The organism is uncultured Slackia sp., assembly GCF_959608125.1.
Taxonomy (GTDB): domain Bacteria; phylum Actinomycetota; class Coriobacteriia; order Coriobacteriales; family Eggerthellaceae; genus Slackia.
Window position 1 is genome coordinate 109,083 of the sequence record NZ_CAUHPG010000001.1, and the last position, 16,587, is coordinate 125,669.

11 protein-coding genes are annotated in these 16,587 nt (G+C 60.4%); all 11 read right to left on the reverse strand.

Annotated features, from left to right (window positions below):
- Positions 1-2: 2 nt before the first annotated feature.
- A complete protein-coding gene (gene gatA, locus Q6E04_RS00495) occupies positions 3-1,484 on the reverse strand; it encodes an Asp-tRNA(Asn)/Glu-tRNA(Gln) amidotransferase subunit GatA (RefSeq protein ID WP_303248885.1) in 1,482 nt (493 codons plus the stop codon).
- Complete coding sequence (gatC, locus tag Q6E04_RS00500; protein WP_303248886.1) at positions 1,484-1,792, reverse strand: Asp-tRNA(Asn)/Glu-tRNA(Gln) amidotransferase subunit GatC; 309 nt, start codon at positions 1,790-1,792, stop codon at positions 1,484-1,486. Before gatC ends, gatA begins: the two co-directional genes overlap by 1 nt.
- 122 nt (positions 1,793-1,914) lie before the next feature.
- Positions 1,915-2,475: a TetR/AcrR family transcriptional regulator gene (locus Q6E04_RS00505; RefSeq protein WP_303248887.1), complete on the reverse strand. Its 561-nt coding sequence runs from the start codon at positions 2,473-2,475 to the stop codon at positions 1,915-1,917.
- A 243-nt stretch (positions 2,476-2,718) separates the two neighbouring features.
- On the reverse strand, positions 2,719-3,681 hold the full coding sequence (locus Q6E04_RS00510) for a DUF5692 family protein (RefSeq protein WP_303248888.1): 963 nt from the start codon (positions 3,679-3,681) through the stop codon (positions 2,719-2,721).
- Positions 3,682-3,869: 188 nt separating this feature from the next.
- Positions 3,870-5,402 (reverse strand): class I adenylate-forming enzyme family protein, encoded by a 1,533-nt coding sequence (locus Q6E04_RS00515; RefSeq protein WP_303248889.1) that lies wholly within the window; start codon positions 5,400-5,402, stop codon positions 3,870-3,872.
- Positions 5,403-5,692: 290 nt separating this feature from the next.
- Entirely contained in the window at positions 5,693-7,648 is a 1,956-nt protein-coding gene (recQ, locus tag Q6E04_RS00520; RefSeq protein ID WP_303248890.1) for a DNA helicase RecQ, read from the reverse strand.
- 7 nt (positions 7,649-7,655) lie between these two features.
- Positions 7,656-8,795: an aldo/keto reductase gene (locus Q6E04_RS00525; protein WP_303248891.1), complete on the reverse strand. Its 1,140-nt coding sequence runs from the start codon at positions 8,793-8,795 to the stop codon at positions 7,656-7,658.
- A gap of 245 nt (positions 8,796-9,040) precedes the next feature.
- The gene (gene ychF, locus Q6E04_RS00530; protein ID WP_303248892.1) at positions 9,041-10,105 is read right to left on the reverse strand and encodes a redox-regulated ATPase YchF; all 1,065 of its coding nucleotides are present in this window, start codon (positions 10,103-10,105) and stop codon (positions 9,041-9,043) included.
- Between the two features lie 334 nt (positions 10,106-10,439).
- Positions 10,440-11,822: a sodium-dependent transporter gene (locus tag Q6E04_RS00535; RefSeq protein WP_303248893.1), complete on the reverse strand. Its 1,383-nt coding sequence runs from the start codon at positions 11,820-11,822 to the stop codon at positions 10,440-10,442.
- A 267-nt stretch (positions 11,823-12,089) separates the two neighbouring features.
- Positions 12,090-12,965 (reverse strand): tRNA pseudouridine(38-40) synthase TruA, encoded by an 876-nt coding sequence (truA, locus tag Q6E04_RS00540; protein ID WP_303248894.1) that lies wholly within the window; start codon positions 12,963-12,965, stop codon positions 12,090-12,092.
- 113 nt (positions 12,966-13,078) lie between these two features.
- The gene (gene dnaE / locus Q6E04_RS00545) at positions 13,079-16,540 is read right to left on the reverse strand and encodes a DNA polymerase III subunit alpha (protein ID WP_303248895.1); all 3,462 of its coding nucleotides are present in this window, start codon (positions 16,538-16,540) and stop codon (positions 13,079-13,081) included.
- Between the last annotated feature and the right edge of the window lie 47 nt (positions 16,541-16,587).

A 16,587-nucleotide genomic window follows, 5' to 3' on the forward strand; every position in this document is an offset into this window, starting at 1 on the left:
CTCTATTCACCTGCCTGGAACGCCGGCGCCACGGGAGCCGGGCCGTAGGCGGCCTCCAACGCGGCGGCCGCACGGAACATATTGACGTCTTTGAACTGAGGGCTGACCAGCTGGACGCCGATCGGCAGGCCGGTTTCGCTGCCCGGACCGCACGGAACGCTCATGCCGCCGTTGCCGGCGATGTTGATCGATACCGTGAAGATATCGGACAGATGCATTTCCACGGGGTCGCCGATTTCGCCGAACTGGAACGCGGCGCGCGGGCTCGTAGGAATGAGGATGACGTCGCAGCTTTCGTAAGCGCGCTCGTAATCCTGCGTGATCAAACGACGGACCTGCTGTGCCGGATAGTAATACTTCTCGTAGACGCCCGCGGAAAGCAGGTAGCTGCCCAGCATGATGCGACGCTTGGCTTCCATGCCGAAACCGCCGGCACGGCTGCCTTCGTACTGGCCGCCCAGGTCCTTATGGCCTTCGGCGCAATAGCCGTAGCGCACCGAATCGAAGCGGGCCAGATTAGAGAACGCCTCGCAGGGACCCAGCACGTAGTACGCGCTGATGGCGGCATCGGCATGGGGAAGCTCGACCTCGACGAGTTCGGCGCCGGCGGCCTCGAGCTTGGCGGCGGCCTCGTTCACCTTCTCCTTGACCTCTGCGGTCAGACCAGGCGCATCCATGAATCCGGGAACGATGCCCACCTTCATGCCCTCGACGCCCTGGGAAAGCGCGTCGACGAAATGCGGCGTGAAGTGCTGCGAGGTGCAGTCGCGCGGATCGAAGCCGCACAGGGCGTCCATCGCATAGGCGGCGTCTTCGACGCTTCGCGTGAAGGGGCCCACCTGGTCGAGCGAGCTACCGAAGGCGACCACGCCATAGCGAGACACCATGCCATAGGTGGGCTTGACGCCCACGACGCCGCAAAAGGAAGCGGGCTGGCGAATCGATCCGCCGGTGTCGGAGCCCAGCGTGATGCACGCCATGCCCGCAGCGGCCGCGGCGGCCGAACCGCCCGACGAACCGCCGGGAACACGGGAAAGATCCCAAGGATTCTTCGTAGGGCCGAACGCGGAGGTTTCCGTGGAAGAGCCGAACGCGAACTCGTCCATATTGAGCTTGCCCAGCGGAAGGCCGCCCGCCTCGACAAGACGGGAAACGCACGTCGCGGTATAGGGAGACACGTAATTCTCCAGCATCTTAGATGAGCAGGTAGTATGCGTGCCCTCCATGTTCATGTTGTCTTTGAATGCCACGGGCACGCCGGCGAGCGGACCCATCTGCTCGAACGTGCCGTCCGCAACGGCCGCATCGATCCTGTCGGCCGCGGCGAATGCAGCGTCTTCGGTCAATTCGAGATAGGCGTGGACGTCGGCATCGGCTTTCGCGATATGTTCGAACGACGCCTGGGCCACCTCGCGCGCGGAGAATTCGCCTGCGGCGATTCCCTCATGGATCGCACGCACGCCCATATCGGTGTTGTATGCCATTACTGATCACCTCCGCCGAGGATGGCCGGAATCAGGAAGCTGCCGTCTTGCTGCTTCGGAGCATTGGCGAGCGCCTGCTCCTGCGTGAAGGACTCCTCCACCACGTCTTCGCGCATGACGTTATGAAGGCCTCCGATAGGATGGAACGTAGGCTCCACGCCATCGAGCTCGAAGTGCGTGATCGGCTCGAGCGTGGCGATGATATTGTTAAGATCGACGGTCATCTGGGCGACTTCCTGGTCGTCGAGCCCGATGCGCGCGTACGTCGCAATGTCGCGCACGTCTTTTTCAGTCAGGCGTTCTGCCATGCAGCATCCTCCAACCTCTCGTGTATTCGTTGGTTTCGCTTAACTCGCCTATGATAGCAAAGGGCGAAGGACGCACGATCGCAAACGACGCAAGGGCACGATAACGACGGAGCAATTCGGCGCTATTTCGGCGCGTCTCGGTCGACAGGCGGCTCCATATCGAGTCTCAAAGCCTGCTCCACCACGCGCATCAGCTTTTCATCGCTTATCTGCGGATCGATCTTCAAAAGACCGACCAGGCCGAACAGCATCACGCAGAACATCTCGAACAGCAAATCGATTTTCACGTCGTGATAGCGCCCATATTCCTCCGCTACGTTCTTGCACAGGAAATCGGCCGTCTCGCGCACGGCGCGGACATCGAATGAATCGCGCACTCCCAGCTCTTCGAGCACCGCGATCATCGGACGCGGGCCGTTGGCATCGTAGAGCGTGCGACGCAGCGTCGCCATGCAATCGCGCAAGGCCTCGGGCATCGCTCCGAGGCGACGCGTCTCGTTCCATACCGCGACGCTTTCGACGATATCGGCGACGTAGTCGTCAAGTACGGCGGCAACCACGTCGTTTTTACTCGAGTAATAATAGTAGAAGAGTTCGCGCGTGATGCCGGCCTCGGCCGCAATGTCTTTGACGGTGGTAGAGGCCACGCCTTTCGCTTCGAACAGATCGCGCGCAGCTTGCATGATGTCGCTCGCTCGCCCCTCGATGCGCCGGCCTTTTTTATATGCCTCGCGCGCCTCGGGCGACGAAGCCGTCGATTCGAATCGCATGCGCTCACCCTCCCCTGGAAACACGACGCATTCCCCCTGCGCCGCATGCATGCAAAAAGGCGTCCGCGACGAAAAGCGGACGCCTTCATTATATCGCTCGAATCGACCCCCATCGGATCCATTCGTTTGAGCGGCATGCGCAGAAAAACACGATGCCTAGATATTCTCCTCGAGGACGCTCTTGTACACCTTGGTATCGGCGTAGAGCTCGTCTTTGACGGGGTTGAGTTTGTTCTTGCGAATCTTGTTGAACTGATAGATCGCAAGGGCGACGTTGCTCGCCAGAGCAACGAAGCTCACCGCGAAGAAGGCTGCGGGATTATGCGTGGTGGGAATGGGCGCCAGCACGTCGGCGAACTGCGGGACGGTCATCACGAACATGATCCACAGCGCAAGCGTCTGGGCGCGATGCTGCAGCCAGGCACCGCGCTTGATGAAAAACGTCGGAATGGTGCAGGAGAGAAGCAGGGCCAGGCCGCAATAGGCGGAGTGGTCGGAAATGCAGTTATAGGTGTAGGCGAAGTTCCAGAAATCGTATGCCAGAATCCATGCCCAGATCATATCGGGCCAGATCATGTCGCGGGTCTTATCCTTCGAGATGACGATGCCGACCCAGCCGCATATCGTGACGATGTTCAAGATGCCGGCGATGCCGTTCATGATGTTCCAGGGGCCGGACATGGTCCAGAGGTTTTCCACCGTGCCGCCCTGCCACAGGCCGAAGCTGAACACCTGGAAATCGCGGATGACGGCCTCGGCGATGTTGATGGCCAAGATCAGCGGCGGGAAGCACAGCGCCCATTTCTTCTCATACAGATAGCGGGCCTTGCCGTCGGCGCCCTTCCAATGCACGAAACGCAGCGCCATGAAGCCGAGGCAGCCTGCCAAGGCCGAATAGGTCTTCACCCAGTTGAACCACGTGCCCGTGCCGTATTCGTTGCCCGGAGCCGCAGTGGTGGGCCACACGAAGATCGTCAGCACGACGGGCAGCACGGCGAACAGCGCGATGCCGCCCCATTTGCTCGTGCGGCCGAACTCGTTGAACGCCATCAAAGCGAATAGAATGAACAACCAGATGGCCCAATACGACATGTCGGCCGCTTGATACAGGATTCCCATGCGAACCGCTCCCCTCTCGTTCGATTCTCGCGCGCATCGCGCGCATTCCCCTTCCATCACAGGCGGCGGAACGCGTCGGAGAAAACGAACGGCCGCACCGAGACGAATTCGATGCGGCCAGTATAAAAGCCATCCCATCAGGGGTCTTTACAGGACTCGCTTGACTGTGCAAAGGACGGACACCCCGGCTATCGGACGGTATCGGAAACCTGATCGCAGCCCGATACGCGCCGTAAGCATTCCTTTTTCACCCTTTTCGCATCCACCTTTCCCGAAGGCGTGCGGGGAAGCTCGTCGAAAATCACGACATGGTCGGGGATCTTGTATTTAGCGATGCGTCCGCGCGCGAACTCTCGAAGCTCCAAAGGATCCGTACAGGAAGCTGCTCGAGAAAGCCTTACCGCGATGCAGGTCTGCTGGCCCAACACATCATGCGGCAATGCCGTGACGCAGCATTCCACGACATCGGGGCATTCGGCATAAACGTGCTCGAGTTCCGATCCGTAGATATTGTATCCGCCCCGGATGATCATATCGTCGATGCGCCCGCGAATACGCACATAGCCGTCTTCGCCTATCAAGGCGGCATCGCCCGTATGGATCCATCCGCCGGACATCACGGAAGCGGTCAGGTCGGGCCGTTTGAAGTAGCCCTTCATCTCGCAAGGGCTCGTGCAAACGAGCTCGCCTTCGCCGCATTCCAGCCATTCGCCCGTCGACGCGTCGATGACGCGAATATCGACATCGTCGAACGGACGGCCGACCGTCTGCGACACGCGTTCGGCGGAATCGTCCATCGAAGTCGCCGTGACGGCGCCCGCTTCGGTCGAGCCATAGCCCACCACGACATTGCAATGCAGGATATCGCGGATGTCGCGCACCAAGGCTTCGGGGCAATTGGCGCCGCCGATCAGTCCGGTACGGAGCGAAGAGGTATCGCGCGGATCGACCCTCATGACATCGAGGGCACGCGCAAACATAGTAGGAACGCCGTAAAGCACCGTAGCCCTTTCGTTTTCTACCAAATCGAGCAGCCGCTCGGGGGTCGCATTGTCAGTCAGAAGAATCGTAGCCCCCATCGAGAGGGGCAAAATGACGCCTGCGTTCAAGCCGAACAGATGACAGACAGGCATCGGCATGGCGAATACGTCGTCGGACGAAATGCGCATCGCCTCGCCGTAATCGCGCGCGGAACTGAACAGGGCGCGATGAACCAGCTCTATGCCTTTCGGCTCGCCGGTCGAACCCGACGTGAACGCGATGACGAGCGTCTGGGTTTCGGGGTCGAGCTCTACGGGATCGAAAACACCCTCGTCGAGCACATCGTCGAAGGCGATGCAGCCCTCCATCGCAAAGCGAACCGCGATCACCATGCAGTCGGGACGGACGCGCATCGTGAAGCAGGCAACGTCTTCACGCGCGGCGAAGACGGCCTTGGCATCGGTCATCTCAAGACGCTCCTGAGCTTCGAGTCTGCCTGAAATCGCATTGTTCGGAACCAGGACGAGACCCATCTTGGCTGCGGCAAGAAACACCACGACAGCTTCATGCCAATCGGGAAGAGCCGAAATGACCACATCCCCCTTTTCGAGCCCTCTTGCCGCAAGACCGCGCGCAAGGGCGTCGACGAGGGCGTCGAGCTCGGCGTAACCCACCGTTTTCCCGCCAGGCTCTTTGATGGCCGTCTTATCCGGGTCGAGCCTCGCTCGATACGAAACCATCCTTTGCAGGTCGCACCATTCCTCGCTCGCATATCCCCTATACCCATTCGACACAGGACCACCGCCCCTCTTCCGGATTTCCAGGCACCTCTTTCGGGAATCGTATCCCGCTCAAAAGGCAAACCATAGGGGCGATCGACCCGCATTGCCCATCGTCGAATATGCAGGTAGACACATTGAACGCCGTTTGCGGACATCCTTTCGAAAGCGTCCGGAAACACGACGCCCCCGATGCGTCGAAATCGGGGGCGTCATGGAGCCTATCTGTAGAAATAACCGAGCCGCTCCGATCACCGCTCTGCGGAAAATGCGGCGATTTCGCCCAGGAACAGCGTCCCGTAACGCTCGAGTTTGCGCTCGCCCACGCCGTTGACCGTGAGGAATTCGTCGTCGTTGCACGGCATGCGGGCGCACATATCATGAAGCGTCTTGTCCGAGAACACCACGTACGGCGGGATGCCCTGCTCGTCGGCAAGGCGCTTGCGCAACGCACGCAATCGCTCGAACAGTTCGGCGTCGCCCGAACCCGACGAGCCGAACGCGGGCGCGCGCAGCGGGTCCCCCGAAGGCCGTTCACGCTTGATCTTCTTCATCGAGAACACGAAGCCATCGGCTTCGGCCTCAAGGACGCGCGGCCCGGCTTCGACCACCGGATACGTTCCGTCGGAAATGCCCAACAGACCTTCGGCCGCCAACAGCTCGATGACGTCTTTGACCAGGTCGGCCGAATCATTCACCGTACCATAGCAAGACAGGCGGTCGAGCCCGCCATCCAACAGGCGCTTCGCCTTCGATCCGCGCACGATGTCGGCGATCATCGACTTGCCGAACGAACCGTGCAGCTCGAGCACGCAGCGCACGCAGGCCTTTGCCACATCGGTGACATCGATCGTCTCGAAATCTCCCAGGCAATTCGAGCAATTCCCGCATCCGGGCGCATCCGCCTGCTCGCCTTCGACCGCTCGACCCGCGAATTCTTCGCCGAAATATTTCAGGATATATGCACGCAGGCATCCCGTCGTGCGGCAATATCCCAGCATCCAATCGAGCATCCTGCGTTGAATCGCCTGAACGCGCTCGACGTCGTCTTCGACGACGCCATCGCTCAAGCCTACCCTGTCGATGAAATACCGGCAGGTCGACGTATCCCCGTCGTTCCAAAGCAGCAGGCATTCGGAAGGCTCACCGTCGCGTCCTGCACGACCGGCCTCCTGATAATACGCCTCGATGCTCTTCGGCATATTGTGGTGGATCACGTAGCGCACATTCGACTTGTCGATGCCCATGCCGAAGGCGTTGGTGGCCACCATGACAAGCGCATCATCGTCGATGAAGCGCTGTTGGCTCTCTTGACGTTCGAGGACGCCCATACCCGCATGGTAGCGCGCCACTTCGACGCCTTGCGATGCGAGCCAATCCGCCAAGTCGTCCACTTCTTTGCGTTTGTTGCAGTACACGATGCCGCTTTCACGCGGATGCTCGGCGATGTATCCGGCCACGCGGCGGCGCTTCGCCTTCGCATCGAGACGCTCTACCCCGAACGCCAGATTAGGACGGTCGAACCCCGTGACGATCGTCGCCGGATCGCGCAGCCCGAGCATCTCGGAGATATCGTCGCGTACGCGCTCGGTAGCCGTGGCCGTCAAAGCGACCACCGTCGGCCTTGTCGAGAACGATTCGATGAAATCGCGGATCTCGAGATAGGACGGACGAAAATCCTGACCCCACTGCGAAACGCAATGCGCTTCGTCGATCGCCACCAAAGGAACGTGCACCTGGGCGATGAATTCGCGGAAGGAGGGATCCGCCAAACGCTCGGGCGCGACATACATGATCTTGTACGTGCCTTCGATCGCGCGACGCATGACGGTGCGCTGCTGGCCGGGCGTCAACGTAGAATTGATATACGAACCCCTCACGCCCGCATCGAGCAGCGCATGCACCTGATCGGACATAAGCGAAACAAGCGGCGAAACCACAAGCGCAAGGCCGGGCAAAACAATGCCCGGCACCTGGTAACACATGGATTTTCCCGCGCCCGTCGGCATGATTCCAAGCGCATCGCGCCCTGCAAGGACGGCATCCACGATGAAGCGCTGGCCTTCGCGGAAATCCTCGTATCCGAAATAACGGGACAAAGCGGCACGAGCGTCGTCCATCATCGGACGAGGCGCGTCGGCGGGTATGTCGCGCGCCCCGATTCCTGCGAATTCAGGGCGCGCGCCTTGATTTTCGAAAACGGACATGAACGCCTTATTTCTCGAACAGCTCGGCTGCGCGCTCGAGCTGGTCGATGATGTCGATCTTCTGCGGGCACACTTCTTCGCATGCGCCGCACTGGATGCACTTGCTCGCCTCGCCGCCCGTCGCATTCCAGATGTAGTTCTCCTTGGCGCGATGCATATCGCCGAACACCGACATGATGTTGAGCGAATCCATGATCGTGGGAATATGAACGCCCTCGGGGCATCCCTTCATGCAATAGCGGCAGTCGGTGCAGGGAACCGTTTCGATGCCATCCAGCACGACGCGCACGCGATCGAGCACGGCACGCTCGGATTCGTCGAGCGGACGGGCCTCGGTGAACGTCTTCACGTTGTCGCGCACCTGCTCGATCGTGGACATGCCCGAAAGCACCGCCATGACGCCGGGGAGCGACGCGGCGAAGCGAAGCGCCCACGAGGCCAACGATGCGCGCGGGTCCGCCTCATGCAAGATGTCGGCCGCGGCGGGAGGCAGATTCACAAGCGACCCGCCTTTGACGGGCTCCATGATCACGACAGGCAGGCCGTGGGCGCGGGCGACCTCGTAGCACTTGCGCGATTCGATGATGGTGCTTTCCCAGTCGGCATAATTGATCTGCAACTGCACGAAATCGAGCTTGATGTCGGCATGCTTGGCCAGAACCTCTTCAAGCGCTTCGGCCTTGTCGTGGATCGAAAAGCCGAGATGGCGGATAAGACCCTGCTCGCGCTTTTCGGCGACGTATTCCCACAAGCCGTATTCCTCGAAAGGCTCGGTCAACGGGCCGCCAAGATTATGCAGCAAATAATAGTCGAAGTATTCGATGCCCAGCTTCTCGAGCGATTTGTCGAACATATGGCGAGCATGATTCGCATCGTTCGCCAGCCAGGCGGGCAGCTTCGTGGCAATGGTATACGAATCGCGAGGATAACGGTCGACCAGGGCCGCTTTCAGCTCGCATTCCGATTTCCCGTTGTGATAGCCGTACGCGGTATCGAAATACGTGAACCCGGCCGCCATGAACTCGTCGACCATCGCGCAGATTTTCTCGTGTTCGAAAACGGTTCGACCATCGCGTTCCGTTTCGGGCAGACGCATGAAGCCGAAACCCAGCGGTGCGAAATCGTAATCGGTGCGAATATCCGACATGGCTCTCCCTTCATCTGAGCACCGTACGGGCGCTCCTTCGGAAAACTGAGACCGCCGCGCTGGCCGCTTGCGCGCGCTGCACGGTGCATGGCTTATCTTACCGCGCGGAGCCGGCCGCAAGCTTGCTCGCAGCGGAAAAGCCTAGGTCGGCGGCCGCCGCGCAAAACCGCTCTTCCTGAAAACGAAAGGCGCCCTCGCAACGAGGACGCCTTCCAGCGCGATATTCGAGACGGCCGAACCCCGCCTTACACGTTGAACTTGAAGTGCATGACGTCGCCGTCTTGCACCACGTATTCCTTGCCTTCCTGGCGCAGCTTACCGGCTTCGCGGCAGCCTTTCTCGCCGCCTAGGGCGATATAGTCCTCGAAGCTGGCGGTTTCAGCCTTGATGAAGCCGCGCTCGAAGTCGGAATGAATGACGCCCGCGGCCTGCGGCGCCTTCGCACCGACCGGAATGGTCCAGGCGCGGGTCTCGATTTCACCGCTGGTGAAGTAGCTCTGCAGGCCGAGCAGCTTGTAGGCCTCGCGGATCAGGCGAGCCAGACCGCTTTCGGACAGGCCCAGCTCTTCCATGAACATCTTGGCGTCTTCGGGGTCGAGCTCGGACAGGTCGGCCTCGGTCTTCGCGCAGATGGGCACGGGGATCTGGCCGTCGATTTCGGGAAGCTCGGCGTCCAGCTGGTCTTCATCAACGTTGGCAATGTAGAGCATAGGCTTGCAGGTAAGCAGGCACAGGTCCTTGATGGCCGCCATCTCATCGTCGCTCAGGCCCAGCGTGAGCGCGCGATGGCCCTCGTTGAGGCCCGCGAGAACCTTCTTGGCAGTCTCGAACTTGAACACGGCGGTCTTGTCGCGCTTGGACTCCTTCTCAAGACGAGGCAGCGCCTTTTCGAGCGTGGCGATGTCGGCCAAGATAAGCTCGGTCTTGATGGTCTCGACGTCGGACTGCGGGTCGACCTTCTTGGAGACATGCTCGACGTTGGGGTCGCTGAAGAAACGCACCACCTCGCAGATGGCATCGGTCTCGCGGATGTTGGCCAGGAACTTGTTGCCGAGGCCTTCGCCTTGGCTCGCACCCGCCACCAGACCTGCGATGTCGACGAACTCGACCGTGGCCGGGACGATCTTCGTGGGATGGTCCAGCGTAGCGAGCGCCTCGAGGCGATCGTCGGGAACGGGGACCAGGCCGACGTTGGGCTCGATCGTGGCGAACGGATAGTTGGCGGCGAAACCGCTCTTCTTCGTAAGCGCGGTGAACAGCGAGGACTTGCCGACGTTCGGCAGGCCCACGATACCGATGGAAAGCGACATGGCGATTCTCCTTGAAGCCGTGAAAGCGACGAATAAACGTACCGTCCATCATACCAAACCATGCAAGCGCGCATGAAGAGACCCGAATCCAAGCAACCTGATCAGCCGCTCGGCCCAAATAAAAAAACCCGCGCTCCAAAGAGCGCGGGTCCTAAAAGCCCAAGCGATCGGACGAGTTACAAAGCCGTCCAAAAGCCCAAGCGAGCGGGGTCGCGATCCGAATCGCTCGCTTCCTCACACTTCCCTTTTCATAGGCCGTCAAGCGGAGCTCGACGCATAGCGAGCGAAGCGAGCGGTAGGAGAGCGGGCGATATCGGGCGCGACCCCGCGAGCGCTACATGGAGAACAACCCCAGCGTCTGCGCTACGTAGGCGATCAGAATGACGACGAGGACGACGGGGGCGATATACTTCACCATCACGGTCCACACGCCCGCCAGCTTGAACTTGGCGGATTCGCGGACCTCGTCGATAACGACCTTGGGGCCGATGATCCAACCGACGAAGATGCAGGTCAGCAGAGCAGCGATCGGCATCATGACGGAATTGGAAACGAAGTCGAGGAAGTCCAGGATCGAAGAGCCCTCGCCCAGCGGCTGGATGAACGACAGCGAGCTGTAGCCCATATTGACGACGATGCCCATGATCGTAGTGAACGCGATCACGATGACCAAGGCGCGGCGACGGGAGCACTTGGTGCCGTCGGAAATGATCGAGGTGCACGTCTCGACGAGCGAGATGGAGCTCGTCAAAGCGGCGAACAGAACCAGAATGAAGAACACGAAGCCCAGCACGGAAGCCATGCCGCCCATGTTCTCGAACACCTGAGGCAGGATGATGAACATCAGAGACGGACCGGAATTCTCGGCTACGGCCTCGCCCGAACCAAGAGCTGCGAAAGTGGCCGGAATGATCATGAGACCCGCGAGCAGCGAAACGCCGAACGTGGTGCCGGCAATCTGCGTGACGCTCGAGGTGAGCTTGGTGGACTTCTTCAGATAGGAACCGTAAGTCACCATGATGCCCATGGCCAATGAAAGCGTGAAGAAGGTCTGTCCAAGCGCCGCGATGATCAACTCGGGGGAAAGGGCGCTCAAATCGGGCAGCAGATAGAACGCAAGACCGTCCATAGCGCCCGGCAGCGTAAGCGAATAGATCGCGACGCCGGCGGCCATGACGATCAGCAGCGGCATCATGACGAGATTCGCCTTCTCGATGCCTTTATTGACGCCCAAAGCGACGACCAGATAAGTCAAAGCCATGAACACCAGCATGAAGGCCATGCTCTCGGAACCGCTGGAGATGAAGTTCGTGAAGAATCCGCCGCCGTCGGCGAGCGCCGCAGGCCCCTCGACCGCATAGCCGACCAGATACTTGGTAACCCAGCCGCCGATGACGCAGTAATACGGCACGATAATGAACGGAACCGCCGACATCAGCACGCCGATGAACATGTACTTCTTGCCGAACGCCTTGAAAGCGCCGATCGAGCTCTGCCCCGTCTTACGTCCGAGTGCCGTTTCAAGCAGCAGCAGCGCCAAACCGATGGTGAATACGAACACGAGATACACGAACAAGAACGTGCCTCCGCCGTATTTCGCCGCCAGATACGGGAAACGCCACATGCTGCCCAGGCCGACTGCGGAAGCGGCGGCAGCCAGCACGAATGCCAACTTGCCCGACCAAGACGCACGTGCGGGAGTAGCCGAATCTGCCATGGTCCGTCCTTTCTATCCAGGCGGGCATTCGCCCGCGAGCCGAGTGAAAGCGGACCGATATGAAAATGGCTCGCACATTCTTGCAGCTGGATGTGCGAACCTTTTAGCCAACAAAACGATCCGTTTCGCGAATATGGCACTTTATTGTAACGTAGCGCCCTGATTCCACATGGAAGAATTCATTTCGAGCGACGAACGGCAACACGCCAGAAACGTTGAAGGCCGAAAGAAACGCCGGGGCCGCCGCTCGCCGCCGAAGATGGGATTCTACCGAACGGCATCGCTTTGATAGTCGTCGTAACCCACGCGCCAGAACGTAAGACCGGCAGCCGGCGCATTCTGGCCCGCCGCCGAACGGTCGCGAGCAGCAAGCACATCGTTGACCCAGGCGGCGTCGCGCTTGCCGCGGCCCACCTCGACCAGCGTGCCCACCATCGTGCGCACCATCGAATGCAGGAACGCATTGCCCACTACGCGAACGGTGACCACGGGCGTTCCCGCGAGCATTTCGGAATAGACGTCGCACGACATGACATTGCGGCATGTGGAACGGCCGTCGGCCTCGATGATATGGGCCGATGCAGCCATGCAGAAGCTCTTGAAATCATGCTCGCCCACCAGGCGCGATGCTGCAGATCGCATGGCTTCCACGTCTAGATCGACCCCGCCGAGATGCCACACGAGCGGCATGACCAGCACGGGGCGCGCACTCTGCGTGCAGATATGATAATGATATTCGCGCCAACGCGCGTCGAAACGGGCGCTGAAGCCGAACGGGCGCTCCTCCACCGCCGAAATGGAAATGCCGTCGTCCACCAGTGCATTCATCGAACGCTGCAAAGAACGCGGCGTCTTGGCGCGCATTTCGTCTTCGGTCAAGTCGAAACTGACCACCTGGCCCAGCGCGTGAACGCCCGCATCGGTGCGACCCGCGCAGACCGTCTTGACCTCGCGACGATACAGAAGCGAGAGCGCCTGCTCTAGTTCGCCCTGTACGGTTTTGACATGGCTTTCCGCCTGGCGCGCGAAACCGGCGAACGGGGCGCCGTTATAGCCCAGAGTAAAAGACACGGTATGGCAGAGACCTTCGGCCTGCTCTTCGTTGGATGCGCCGATCACAGGCGCCTGTTCTTTCGTCATCATGCAGCCAAGTATAGCAAGACCGCGCCCCGTTCCCGCCGCGAGACGGCCAACGAAAACGGGGCGGCCGCGTCGAATGCGGCCGCCCCGCGGCGTGCTCGCGTCCCAAGCCGAACCTAACTCGCCTTCCATACCGGACGGCCGAACAGGTCGAGGATTTCCGAATACAGCAGATTGTTCGTCACATCCACCGTCATCGGAAGCTCGGCATGAAACTTGCGTCCATCGGCCTGCTGGATCCTGAGTACCACGGCGTCGCGACCCGGGTGGCTCTTCAGAATCTTCTGCAGCTGGGCCGAGGTCGCCGCATCGAAATCAGACGAATTGAGTCTGATCTCGAGATGGCTCGGGCCGGCATGGGCCTCATCCAGCTCGAGACGCTCCACCTCGAACGCCATGATCTGGTCGCCGCGGTCGGAGTGCTCGAACTTGCCCTTCACCTTCACGATGGCGTCTTCCTGCAAAGCGTCCTGGAAGTCGTCGTACTTGAAGCACACGCCCTCGACATGGCCCGTCGTGTCTTCAAGCACGAAGTTGGCCATCTTCTTGCCCTTCTTGGTCAGTTTCACGCCGACGCTCGTGATCAGACCGGCGAACACGCCGCTGTTGATGTCGCCCTTGTGCTCGGCAAGGTCGCCCAGGTGGTATTTGGTTATGCGACGCAGCGCGCCTTCGAACGGACGCAGCGGATGGTCCGATACATAGATCTTCAGAATCTCTTTCTCGTAGGCGAGCAGCGTGCGCTTGTCCCATTCCACGCCGTCGGCGGGCGGAACGTCTTCCTTGAAGCCGCTGTCCTCGACGCCTGCGAACATATCGAACATGCTCACCTGGCCGGCGTCGCGGTCGCGTTGGCGCTTCGAGGCGCTTTCCAAAATAGGCGTCTCCTCGATGAAGTACATGAGCTGCTTGCGCGTATAGCCGGTGCTGTCGAATGCGCCCGCCTTGATCAGCGCCTCGAGCGTCTTGCGGTTATAGCACTTCGTGTCCAATCGGTTCACGAAGTCGTGCAGACTCGTGTACGGACCGTTGGCGTTGCGTTCGGCGATGATCGCCTCGGCCACCGCGCCGCCGACGCCGCGCACGCCGGCCAGACCGAAGCGGATGCCTTCGTCGAGCGGCGTGAACTCGAGGTTCGACGAATTGATATCGGGCGGCAGAACCGGAATGTTGCTGTGCGTGCAGCTGGCGATGTACTTGATCAGCTTGTCGGCGTTGCCCATGTAGCTGGACAAAACGGCCGCCATGTATTCGTGCGGATAGTACGCCTTCAGGTATGCCGTGCGCATGACCAGAATGGCGTACGCCGCCGAATGCGACTTGTTGAACGCGTACTTCGCGAACTTCTCGGCGTCTTCCCAGATCTTCTCGGCGATTTCGAGCGAATAACCGTTCTCGACGGCTCCGTTGCACCAGTCGTCCTTCAGCTTCATCATGACGTCGAGCTTCTTCTTGCCCATCGCCTTACGAAGCTTGTCCGCCTTGCCGGCCGAGAAACCGCTCATCACCATGGAAATCTGCATGATCTGCTCCTGGTAGACCATGGTGCCGTAGGTTTCCTCGAGCAGCGGGCGCAGACGGTCGTCGTAGTAGTGCACCGGCGTCTTTCCGCTTGCCACCTTGATATAGTCTTCCACCATGCCGGACTCGAGCGGGCCCGGACGGTTCAGCGCGATCGACGCCACGACGTCGGAGAAGCGCTTGGGTGGGAGGCGAGCGAACAGGCCGACGTACAACGCGCCTTCGACCTGGAACAATCCGTCCATGTTGCCCGACTGCATGAGTTCGAACGCTTTGTCGTCCTCGGTCGGGATCTCTTCAGGAACGATTTCGATGCCGAAGCGCTCTTTGATGTTGCGGCACGCACGCGAAAGCACGCCCAGCGTGCGCAGACCGAGGAAGTCCATCTTAAGCAGACCCAGGTCGGGCGTATAGTGGCCGTCGTACTGCGTGATGATGCCGCCGCCCTTGGTATCGCGCTTCATAGGCACGTGATCGGACATCGGGTCGCGGCAGATAATCGTTGCGCACGCATGCACGCCTTCGCCGCGCACATTGCCTTCGATCGAACGCGCCGCGTCGATGACCTCGCGCGATTCGGGCTCGCCGTCGTAGGCCTTCTTGAAATCGGGATTGGTGGCCAGCGCCTTGTCGATCGTGATACCCAACTCGTCGCCGACCATCTTGCACAGGCGGTCGCCCACGCCGTACGGATGGCCCAGCACGCGCGCCGCGTCGCGAATGGCGTTTTTCGCCTGCAGCTTGCCGAACGTGATGACGCCGGAAACGTGGTCTTCGCCATAGACGTCTTTGATATGCTCGATGACCTCCTGGCGGCGCTCATCCTCGAAGTCGACGTCGATATCGGGCATCTCGACGCGCTCGGGAGAAAGGAATCGTTCGAACAGCAGGCCGTTGGACAGCGGGTCGAGGTCGGTAATGCCCATCGCGTACGCCACGATGGCGCCTGCGGCCGAACCGCGGCCGGGTCCTACGCCGATGCCCTGGCTGCGGGCCCATTCGATGTATTCCTGCACGATGAGGAAGTACGCAGGGAAGCCCTGCTGGATGATGATGCCCATCTCGTAGTCGGCGCGTTCCTGCACCTCGTCGGGCACGGGGTCGCCGTAACGCTTGACCAAGCCCTCCTGGACGCGCTTGCGAAACCAGCTCTCCTCCGTCTCGCCGTCGGGCAGCGGGAAGCGAGGCAGGATCGAATCGCGCTCCAGCTCGACGTTGCATTTCTCGGCCAGCTCCACCGTGTTATCGCACGCCTCGGGGAAATCACGCAGCGCGGCGCGCATCTCCTCCTCGGTCTTCATATAGAACTGATCGTTGGCGAAGCGCATGCGGTTCTCGTCATCCATGTTGGAGCCGGTGCCGATGCACAGCATGATGTCCTGCGCGCGGGCGTCGTCCTGCGTCAGGTAATGGAAGTCGTTGGTAGCGATGGTCTTGAGACCTAGCTCGTTGGCGATTTTCGTCAGCTCGACGTTCATGTCGTGCTGCGTCATGCCGCCGTTGGTCGTAATGCCCTGGTCCTGCAGTTCGATATAGAAGTCGCCGGGCTCGAAAAGGTCGGCGAACCTGCGGGCCCATGTGCGGGCGCCGTCGAAATCGCGGGCATCGATGCAGCGCGGGATGATGCCGGCGATGCAAGCCGATGAGGCGATGAGGCCCTCGGAGTAGCGCTGCAGCATATCGAAGGTAGTGCGCGGCTTGTAATAGAAGTTATCGACGTGCGACTCAGACACCAAACGGACCAGGTTGTGATAGCCGACGTTATTCTTGGCCAGAAGCACCATATGGTACAAGCGCGACTTGTTCTTCGTTCCCACCTCGGGGTCTTCGGTGAAATAGATTTCGCAACCGTAGATCGGCTTGACGCGCGTGCCGGTCTCCTTCTCGACCGCGTCGCATGCGTCGCACAGTTCGGGCACGCCGCACATGACGCCGTGGTCGGTGATCGCCACGGCAGACATGCCCAAGTCGGCGGCTCGACGCACCATGTCCTTGATCTTGGTAGCGCCATCGAGCATCGAATACTCGGTGTGATTGTGAAGATGAACGAATGCCATAGTGTGCTTGCTCCTTGGTGCTCATGCTATCCGTCATACGGCAGATG

What these genes read in the sequence shown, in the direction of transcription:
- gatC (WP_303248886.1), bottom strand. Translation starts at nt 1,792, where the DNA reads ATGGCAGAACGCCTGACTGAAAAAGACGTGCGCGACATTGCGACGTAC.
- ychF (WP_303248892.1), bottom strand. Translation starts at nt 10,105, where the DNA reads ATGTCGCTTTCCATCGGTATCGTGGGCCTGCCGAACGTCGGCAAGTCC.
- recQ (WP_303248890.1), bottom strand. Translation starts at nt 7,648, where the DNA reads ATGTCCGTTTTCGAAAATCAAGGCGCGCGCCCTGAATTCGCAGGAATC.
- Q6E04_RS00525 (WP_303248891.1), bottom strand. Translation starts at nt 8,795, where the DNA reads ATGTCGGATATTCGCACCGATTACGATTTCGCACCGCTGGGTTTCGGC.
- gatA (WP_303248885.1), bottom strand. Translation starts at nt 1,484, where the DNA reads ATGGCATACAACACCGATATGGGCGTGCGTGCGATCCATGAGGGAATC.
- truA (WP_303248894.1), bottom strand. Translation starts at nt 12,965, where the DNA reads ATGATGACGAAAGAACAGGCGCCTGTGATCGGCGCATCCAACGAAGAG.
- Q6E04_RS00510 (WP_303248888.1), bottom strand. Translation starts at nt 3,681, where the DNA reads ATGGGAATCCTGTATCAAGCGGCCGACATGTCGTATTGGGCCATCTGG.
- Q6E04_RS00515 (WP_303248889.1), bottom strand. Translation starts at nt 5,402, where the DNA reads ATGGTTTCGTATCGAGCGAGGCTCGACCCGGATAAGACGGCCATCAAA.
- Q6E04_RS00535 (WP_303248893.1), bottom strand. Translation starts at nt 11,822, where the DNA reads ATGGCAGATTCGGCTACTCCCGCACGTGCGTCTTGGTCGGGCAAGTTG.
- dnaE (WP_303248895.1), bottom strand. Translation starts at nt 16,540, where the DNA reads ATGGCATTCGTTCATCTTCACAATCACACCGAGTATTCGATGCTCGAT.
- Q6E04_RS00505 (WP_303248887.1), bottom strand. Translation starts at nt 2,475, where the DNA reads ATGCAAGCTGCGCGCGATCTGTTCGAAGCGAAAGGCGTGGCCTCTACC.